8 protein-coding genes and 1 pseudogene are annotated in these 7,806 nt (G+C 65.6%); 8 read left to right on the top strand and 1 reads right to left on the bottom strand.

Annotated elements, in window-relative coordinates; translation table 11 throughout:
• The first annotated feature begins 391 nt into the window (after positions 1-391).
• Positions 392-1,594, top strand: coding sequence for a radical SAM family heme chaperone HemW (gene hemW, locus WBQ44_RS09890; RefSeq protein WP_495566527.1), 1,203 nt, complete (start codon positions 392-394; stop codon positions 1,592-1,594).
• Positions 1,595-1,600: 6 nt separating this feature from the next.
• On the opposite strand, the gene WBQ44_RS09885 is transcribed toward hemW, so the two are convergent.
• The gene (locus WBQ44_RS09885) at positions 1,601-1,906 is read right to left on the bottom strand and encodes a type II toxin-antitoxin system VapB family antitoxin (protein ID WP_495566526.1); all 306 of its coding nucleotides are present in this window, start codon (positions 1,904-1,906) and stop codon (positions 1,601-1,603) included.
• 148 nt (positions 1,907-2,054) lie between these two features.
• On the opposite strand from WBQ44_RS09885, the gene hrcA reads away from it, so the two are divergent.
• The 7 genes and pseudogenes from hrcA to WBQ44_RS09850 form a co-directional block, all read left to right on the top strand.
• Positions 2,055-3,098: a heat-inducible transcriptional repressor HrcA gene (gene hrcA / locus WBQ44_RS09880; protein ID WP_495566525.1), complete on the top strand. Its 1,044-nt coding sequence runs from the start codon at positions 2,055-2,057 to the stop codon at positions 3,096-3,098.
• Positions 3,099-3,174: 76 nt separating this feature from the next.
• Positions 3,175-4,329, top strand: coding sequence for a molecular chaperone DnaJ (gene dnaJ, locus WBQ44_RS09875; protein WP_495566524.1), 1,155 nt, complete (start codon positions 3,175-3,177; stop codon positions 4,327-4,329).
• A 2-nt stretch (positions 4,330-4,331) separates the two neighbouring features.
• The gene (locus WBQ44_RS09870) at positions 4,332-5,108 is read left to right on the top strand and encodes a 16S rRNA (uracil(1498)-N(3))-methyltransferase (RefSeq protein ID WP_495566523.1); all 777 of its coding nucleotides are present in this window, start codon (positions 4,332-4,334) and stop codon (positions 5,106-5,108) included.
• Positions 5,105-5,863 (top strand): alpha/beta hydrolase family protein, encoded by a 759-nt coding sequence (locus WBQ44_RS09865; RefSeq protein ID WP_495566522.1) that lies wholly within the window; start codon positions 5,105-5,107, stop codon positions 5,861-5,863. The genes WBQ44_RS09870 and WBQ44_RS09865 overlap by 4 nt, the downstream gene beginning before the upstream one ends.
• A gap of 136 nt (positions 5,864-5,999) precedes the next feature.
• Positions 6,000-7,001: a PhoH family protein gene (locus WBQ44_RS09860; RefSeq protein WP_495566528.1), complete on the top strand. Its 1,002-nt coding sequence runs from the start codon at positions 6,000-6,002 to the stop codon at positions 6,999-7,001.
• A gap of 70 nt (positions 7,002-7,071) precedes the next feature.
• Positions 7,072-7,614: an rRNA maturation RNase YbeY gene (ybeY, locus tag WBQ44_RS09855; RefSeq protein ID WP_495566521.1), complete on the top strand. Its 543-nt coding sequence runs from the start codon at positions 7,072-7,074 to the stop codon at positions 7,612-7,614.
• A pseudogene (locus WBQ44_RS09850) lies at positions 7,611-7,806 on the top strand (hypothetical protein); the annotation flags it as partial. The gene ybeY and the pseudogene WBQ44_RS09850, both read left to right, overlap by 4 nt.

Below are 7,806 nucleotides of genomic sequence, written 5' to 3'. Positions count from 1 at the left end.
GTCGACGACATCTGTGCTCCTGCATCTCTGTGCTTCCGGCGACCGAGGGGAGAGGCATGAACTCACCACTCGAGGCATCCGGACGGATCATGGGTCCTGACGAATGAAGCTGCGTTGCGGGAGTTTCGAGCGGGCCGGCGCAGAGCTCGGCTACAGGCTCGCTCGGCATCGACACGAGGAGCTGCACACACGCTTGAGATCGACGTGGCGGCGCGCCACGAGCCGTATCCCGAAGTCAGTCACGATGCCCATTGTGCCATGACATTCGCCCAGGTCCGACCGCAGAGCCCTATTTACCCCGATGTCGGGGTGAATAGGCTGGCGGAGGCCGGGACCGCTCGGCCACGCCGAGTGGTGAAATCGGCATTCCGGCGTCTGGGACACTGAAGTGGTGAATTCCCCCGCCGCGGTCGCCTTCGAACTGCCCGACACAGCGTTCGACGGGGTCGGGCAGCGACCCTTCGGAATTTATGTTCACGTCCCGTTCTGCGCCACGCGCTGCGGCTACTGCGACTTCAACACCTTTACCGCCGGTGAGTTGGGGACGTCGGCGTCGCCCGCGTCGTGGCTCGAAGGACTGCGTCGTGAGCTGGACACCGCCGCGGCACTGATTGGTGGCCGGGCGGGCCTCGTTCCGACCGCCGATACGGTGTTCGTCGGCGGTGGAACCCCGTCGTTGCTCGGTGGCAACGGCCTGGCCGACGTGTTGGGCGCCGTGCGCACGAGTTTCGGCCTCACACCGGGCGCCGAAGTGACGACGGAATCGAACCCGGAATCGACGTCGCCGGTCTTCTTCGACGAACTGCGTGCGGCCGGCTTCACCAGGGTCTCGCTGGGCATGCAGTCCGCCGCTGCACACGTGCTCGCCATCCTCGACCGCACCCATACGCCCGGTCGAGCAGTGACCGCCGCGAAGGAGGCCAGGTCGGCAGGCTTCGAGCACGTCAACCTCGACCTGATCTACGGCACCCCCGGAGAGCGGCCCGAGGACCTGGACAGCTCGCTCGACGCGGTGCTGGCAGCAGGGGTCGACCACGTGTCAGCCTATGCCCTGATCGTCGAGGACGGCACCGCGATGGCACGCAAGGTTCGACGCGGTGAGTTGCCCGCGCCGGACGACGACGTTCTGGCCACCCGATACGAGCGCATCGACTCCGTGCTCACCGACGCCGGGTTGCACTGGTACGAGGTGTCCAACTGGGCCACCGACGAGTCTGCGGAGTGCAAACACAACGTCGGTTACTGGGACGGCGGCGATTGGTGGGGAGCCGGCCCGGGTGCGCACAGCCACATCGGCGGCACTCGGTTCTGGAACGTCAAGCACCCCGCCCGCTACGCCGACCAACTCGCGGCCGGACAACTGCCGGTCGCTGGTAGCGAGCTTCTGAGCGACGAGGACCGTCACCTCGAAAAGCTGATGCTCGAAATTCGGCTGCGAAGCGGCCTTTCCGCCGACGCCCTCGATGACGCCGAAGTCAGTGCTGCCGATCGAGTCGTGGCCGACGGTTTGATGACGTTCTCTGCAGGGCGCTATGTGCTGACCGACCGCGGACGCCTCCTGGCGGATGCGGTCGTGCGAACCATCGCAGCCTGAATCGGGTCAGGCGCCGAGTGCGTCGTAGTCGAACACCCGGGCATGGAGCACCGTTCGGTTTCGGAGTGCCGCCCGAACGGCTCGGTGCAATCCGTCTTCCAGGTACACCACGCCGCGAAAGTGCACGGCGTGCGGAAAGAGATCGCCGTAGAACGTCGAGTCTTCGGACAGTAATCGATCCAGTTCGAGCACCTTGGTCGTGGTGACTATCTCGTCGAGCCGGAGCTGGCGCGGCGGGATCTTCGACCAGTCTCGCAATGACAGACCGTGCTCTGGATAGGGCTTGCCGTCTCGGACTCCCTTGAAAATCATGCGGTGAAAGTCGTCGAAGTCGAAGTGGCCACCGGACCACACTAAGGCCTTGCGGCGTGGGCGGTGTTTCGGCTACTAGACTCGTGCAACGGAAGCGATGCCTCGCATGCGGCACGGTATGGACGATCGGATCGGAGGGGACTGGGCAATGTCGGGCACGGATGACAGACGTTTCGAAATCCTGCGCGCGATCGTCGCGGATTACGTGTCCACCCAGGAACCGGTCGGCTCTCGCGCATTGGTCGAGCGGCACAATCTCGGTGTGTCGAGCGCCACGGTCCGCAACGACATGGCTGTGCTCGAGGCGGAGGGATACATCGCTCAGCCACACACCAGTTCGGGACGGGTTCCCACGGACAAGGGCTACCGACAGTTCGTCGATCGGATCGCCGATGTCAAACCTTTGTCGTCGGCCGAACGCCGCGCCATTCTCGAGTTCCTCGAAAACGGTGTCGACCTGGACGACGTGCTGCGACGAGGCGTGCGACTCCTGGCACAGCTCACGCGCCAGGTCGCGGTGGTGCAGTATCCGACTCTGTCGGCGTCGTCCGTACGTCATCTCGAGATCGTCGCGTTGACCCCGGCACGGTTGCTGCTGGTGCTCATCACCGATTCCGGTCGAGTCGATCAGCGCATCGTCGAGCTCGGTGACGTTCTGGACGAAGACGATCTCTCGCAGCTCAGGCGGCTTCTCGGTGGCGCGCTGGAGGGCAAGAGGCTTGCTGCGGCCTCGGCTGCCGTCGCCGAGTTGGCCGAGAACGCGCCCCCGGCCCTGCGTGACGCCATGATCAGGTCCGCGACGGTGCTCATCGAATCGCTCGTCGAGCACCCCGAGGAGCGGCTGGTGCTCGGGGGCACCGCCAACCTCACTCGAAACGCGGCGGACTTCGCCGGTGATGCAGGCTTCCCCGGCTCGCTGCGTGCGGTGCTCGAAGCTCTCGAGGAGCAGGTCATCGTGCTCAAGCTCCTCGCTGTGACACAGGACACCCGAACGGTGACTGTGCGCATCGGCGAAGAGACCCAGGTCGAGGAGATGCGTGGTACCTCGGTGATTTCCACCGGATACGGTTCGGCTGGCATGGTGCTGGGGGGCATGGGTGTGCTCGGGCCCACGCGGATGGACTATCCAGGAACAATCGCATCGGTCGCAGCCGTTGCGAGGTACATCGGCGAAGTTCTCGCGGAACGCTGACAGGCTCGACAAGTTCTCAGGCGACGACCTTCGATCGACGAGACGACGTTCGATCGACAAGACGAAAGAGACATAAGTGGCACGGGACTATTACGGAACACTCGGGGTCGGCCAGAAGGCCACCGATCAGGAGATCAAGCGTGCGTACCGCAAGCTTGCTCGTGAACTACACCCCGACGTGAATCCGGACGAAGCTGCTCAGGCGCGCTTCAAGGAGATCTCGACGGCCTACGAGGTGCTCTCCGACCCGGAGAAGCGTCGCATCGTCGACCTCGGCGGCGACCCACTGCAGCAGGGCGGCGGCGGAGGGGGCGGCTTCGGTGGCGCCGGCTTCGGTGGTGGCCTCGGCGACGTGTTCGAAGCTTTCTTCGGCGGCGGCACCGGCGGTGGCGGTCGTGGCCCCCGCGGCCGCGTTCAGCCTGGTTCCGACTCACTGCTGCGTACCAAGCTGACCCTCGACGAGTGTGCGACGGGCGTCACCAAGCACATCACCGTCGACACCGCGATCCTCTGTGACCTGTGCACGGGTGCGGGCACGAACGGCGATTCCAAGCCCGTTCGTTGCGAGACCTGCGGCGGCGCCGGAGAAGTTCAGTCCGTGCAGCGGTCGTTCCTCGGTCAGGTCATGACGTCGCGCCCATGCCCCACCTGCCGTGGCGCCGGCGAGACCATCCCGGATCCCTGCCGCAAGTGTGGCGGAGACGGTCGGGTTCGGTCGCGTCGCGACATCTCGGTGAAGGTGCCGGTCGGCGTCAGCAACGGCATGCGCATCCGGCTCGCTTCGCAGGGTGAGGTCGGCCCCGGCGGCGGGCCCGCAGGCGACCTGTACGTGGAGATCGTCGAGCAGCAACACGAGGTGTTCGTGCGCGACGGCGACGATCTGCACTGCACGGTTCGCGTCCCGATGGTCGACGCCGCGCTCGGCACGTCCGTCTCGGTCGACGCCATCATCGATGGACCCACCGAGATCTCGGTCGACCAAGGCACCCAGCCCGGCGCTGTCGCAGTACTGCGAGGCCACGGAATGCCGAAGCTTCGATCGGGCGTTCGCGGCGATCTGCATGCCCACCTCGAGGTCGTCGTGCCATCGCGTCTCGACAGCAAGCAGACCCAATTGCTCGAAGACCTGAGGCGCCTCCGCGATCGGGACACCGCCGAGGTGGTCACCACGGGCTCGCAGCACAGCGGCGGCCTTTTCTCCCGGCTGCGAGAAGCGTTCAGCGGTCGCTGACGGTGGCGGCAACCGTCTTCTATCTCGATTCGTTGCCCGATGTCGGGGGCGTGGCAGTTCTCGACGGCAAGGAAGGTCATCACGCGGCGACGGTCCGTCGAATCCGCGTCGGTGAGCGCATCGTGCTCTCGGACGGGATGGGCGGCGTCGCCGACACCGTTGTCGTCGCCGTCGAGCGCGACCGTCTCGAGTTGACGGTCGAGTCCCGAGCCACCGCCGAGCGTCCCCGGCCGTCCATCGGTCTGGTTCAAGCACTTCCCAAGGCGGATCGTTCCGAACTCGCGGTCGAACTGGCCACCGAAGCCGGCATCGATTCGATCGTGCCGTGGCAGTCGGCGCGATGCGTCGCGCGGTGGGAGGGCCTCAAGGCGAACAAGGGGGTCACTCGGTGGCGCAACGTCGCCGCGGCGGCCGCCAAGCAGTCTCGGCGACCGTTCGTTCCCGCCGTAAGCGACCTGCACACCACTGCGGCGGTACTGACGCTGGTGCGCAGTGTCGTCTCGGCCGGCGGAGTAGTTGCGGTGCTGCACGAGTCCGCTACCAAGGAGTTCGCGTCGCTTCCGTTTAGCGACGTTGCCGAGGTACTCCTCGTCGTCGGACCCGAAGGTGGCATCGACAACCGGGAGATCGTCGCCTTGACCGACGCCGGTGCAACCCCGGTCATGTTGGGGCCCAACGTGTTACGCACGTCGACGGCCGGCGCCGTTGCTCTCGGCGCCCTCGGTGTGCTGACCGATCGGTGGGCACGGCCGCCACTCGAGTCGGGTGAACAGTCGTGAACCGCACCAAGATCGCCTACGGCGAGCACCCCGAACAATTCGGTCACCTGTACCTCCCGGACGTTCCGAGCGCCGACACGCTGTCGGTGGCGCTGATCGTTCACGGTGGATCGTGGAGTGGCGACTATGCCCTCAACATGGGAACGCAGTACGCCATCGAGTGCGCGCGAGCCGGAATGGCGGCGTGGAACATCGAGTACCGGCGTGTTGGCGCGGGCGGAACGTGGCCGGAGACGAGCGCCGACGTGTTGGCCGCCCTGCAGGCCGTCGGGACCGTGGTGCAGGCTCAGTCGACCGTTCCCCTGAACACCGACGACGTACGCGTCCTCGGTCACTCGGCGGGAGGTCAGCTCGCCGTGTGGTTGGCGGGCGAAACAGACGCACCGATCCGCCCGTCGCTCGTCGTGGCGCAGGCGGGGGTCCTCGACCTCGTCGTAGGACCCGAGGGCGGGCAGCCGAGTCCGTCGGTCGAGGCGCTCATGGGTGCGACGTACGCAGAGGCACCGGAGTTGTATCGGTCCGCGTCGCCCATGCACCGGGGTTTCACCGGTGTTCGCGTGCACTGCGTCCATGGCGACAGGGACGAACTCGTACCGCTGTCGCACAGCACGCGCTACGTCGACGCCGCGACAGCCGCAGGCGACGAGGCCGCGCTGACGGTAGTCGAAGGCGAGGGCCACTTCGAATTCCTCCAGGTCGGAACCGGAAGCTGGTCGGCGTCGATGGCTGCTCTGCTGGGGCCGGCGTCCGAATAATGGGAATGCGCATCGGTGCAGGCGCGTTAAACTTCGAGCATCATCATCTCCGCCGTCAGCGACACCGAAAGCAGGCCATAGTCACCACGTGAGTGAACACAGCGAATTTCCTGCCGAACGTCAGGTTCGGTCCAGCATGGAATTGGCACCCGAGGCAGTCCCTCCGCTGCTCGGCGCATCGGACGAAAACCTGCGTGCGCTCGAAGAGGTCTTGAACGCCGACATCCACGTTCGCGGTACCGCAGTGACGCTGACAGGAAACGTCGCCGACGTGGCGCTCGCCGAACGCGTGATTTCCGAGCTCGCGGCTGTTGTGAAGCGCGCCCAGCCGCTCACACCCGACGCCGTACGGCGGGCGGTGGCAATGCTCACCGAGGGCGTCGCAGAATCACCGGCCGAGGTGCTGAGCCTCGATATTTTGTCGCGGCGCGGTAAGACGATCAGGCCCAAGACTCTGAACCAAAAACGCTACGTCGACGCCATCGATGCCAACACAATCGTGTTCGGTATCGGTCCCGCAGGTACCGGCAAGACCTACCTCGCCATGGCGAAGGCCGTTCAGGCATTGCAGCAGAAACAGGTCAGCCGCATCATTCTGACGCGCCCTGCCGTCGAGGCAGGCGAGCGTCTCGGCTTCCTGCCAGGCACCCTGCACGAGAAGATCGACCCGTATTTGCGTCCGCTGCACGACGCATTGCACGACATGATGGACGACGAGGCCATCCCGAAGTTGATGCAGGCCGGCGTCATCGAGGTCGCGCCGCTCGCATACATGCGTGGCCGCACGCTCAACGACGCCTTCATCATCTTGGACGAGGCACAGAACACCACCGCCGAGCAGATGAAGATGTTCCTGACCAGGCTCGGCTTCGGCTCGAAGATCGTCGTGACGGGCGACATCACTCAGGTCGACCTTCCCGGCGGCGCCCGATCCGGCTTGCGCGCGGCCAGCGAAATTCTCACCGATGTCGATGACATCCACTTCGCGCAGTTGACCAGCAGCGACGTCGTTCGGCATCGACTGGTGTCCGACATCGTCGACGCCTACGAACGATTCGAAGCAATCCGGGACGACGATAGCCAGGTCGGCAACCGAGCGCACCGGCGCTCGTCGGGGCCTCGTGCGGCACGCCGATAAGGTCACCGATGTTCGACGCACACTTGGATCGCAGCAGCGCGAATCAGACGATAGAAAGAATGAGCGGTAGATGAGTATCGAGGTGTCCAACGAGTCGGGGATGGATGTCTCCGAGCCTGGACTCGTTTCTGTGGCCAGGTTTGCGATCGCGAGTATGGACGTGCACCCCGCAGCCGAGCTGTCGATGGTGCTCGTCGACTCGGCCACCATGGCCGACCTGCACATGCGATGGATGGACCTGCCCGGTCCCACGGATGTCATGTCGTTCCCCATGGACGAGCTCGAACCCGGTGGTCGTCCCGACGCCCCGGAGCCCGGCCCGTCGATGCTCGGGGACATCGTGTTGTGTCCCTCCTTCGCGGCCGATCAGGCTGCGGCGGCAGGCCACCCGCTGGAGCATGAGCTGGCGCTGCTGACCGTGCACGGGGTGCTGCACCTCCTCGGCTACGACCACGCCGAACCCGACGAGGAAAAAGAAATGTTCGGTTTGCAGAACCGCATTCTCGAAGAGTGGTACGAGGACCAACGTCGCGCCGAAGAAGCCGAGCTACAGGCTGCGCGCGACAACCGGTTGCTCGGCAAGACCGGATTCGCACCGGGCACCGACCTGTGAGCAGTGCCCCGGCCCTGATCGTCGCCGCGGTGGTGCTGGTCCCCGTGGCCGGTGTGTTCGCGGCCGTCGACTCCGCGTTCAACACCGTCTCGCGCGCCCGCGTGGAGGACATGGTCAAGGACGAGCGCCCCGGTTCGGTCGGGCTGCTTGGCCTCATCGCCGATCGGCCGCGATACGTCAATCTCACGGTTC

Source organism: Rhodococcus sp. (in: high G+C Gram-positive bacteria) (assembly GCF_049591685.1).
Classification (GTDB): Bacteria; Actinomycetota; Actinomycetes; order Mycobacteriales; family Mycobacteriaceae; genus Rhodococcoides.
Note: the sequence above shows the minus strand (reverse complement) of the source record. Positions and strands in the feature narration are given on the sequence as shown.

Excerpts from the sequence above, each read along its gene's own strand:
- WBQ44_RS09885 (WP_495566526.1), bottom strand. The coding sequence starts at position 1,906 with ATGATTTTCAAGGGAGTCCGAGACGGCAAGCCCTATCCAGAGCACGGT.
- hrcA (WP_495566525.1), top strand. The coding sequence starts at position 2,055 with ATGTCGGGCACGGATGACAGACGTTTCGAAATCCTGCGCGCGATCGTC.
- WBQ44_RS09860 (WP_495566528.1), top strand. The coding sequence starts at position 6,000 with ATGGAATTGGCACCCGAGGCAGTCCCTCCGCTGCTCGGCGCATCGGAC.
- ybeY (WP_495566521.1), top strand. The coding sequence starts at position 7,072 with ATGAGTATCGAGGTGTCCAACGAGTCGGGGATGGATGTCTCCGAGCCT.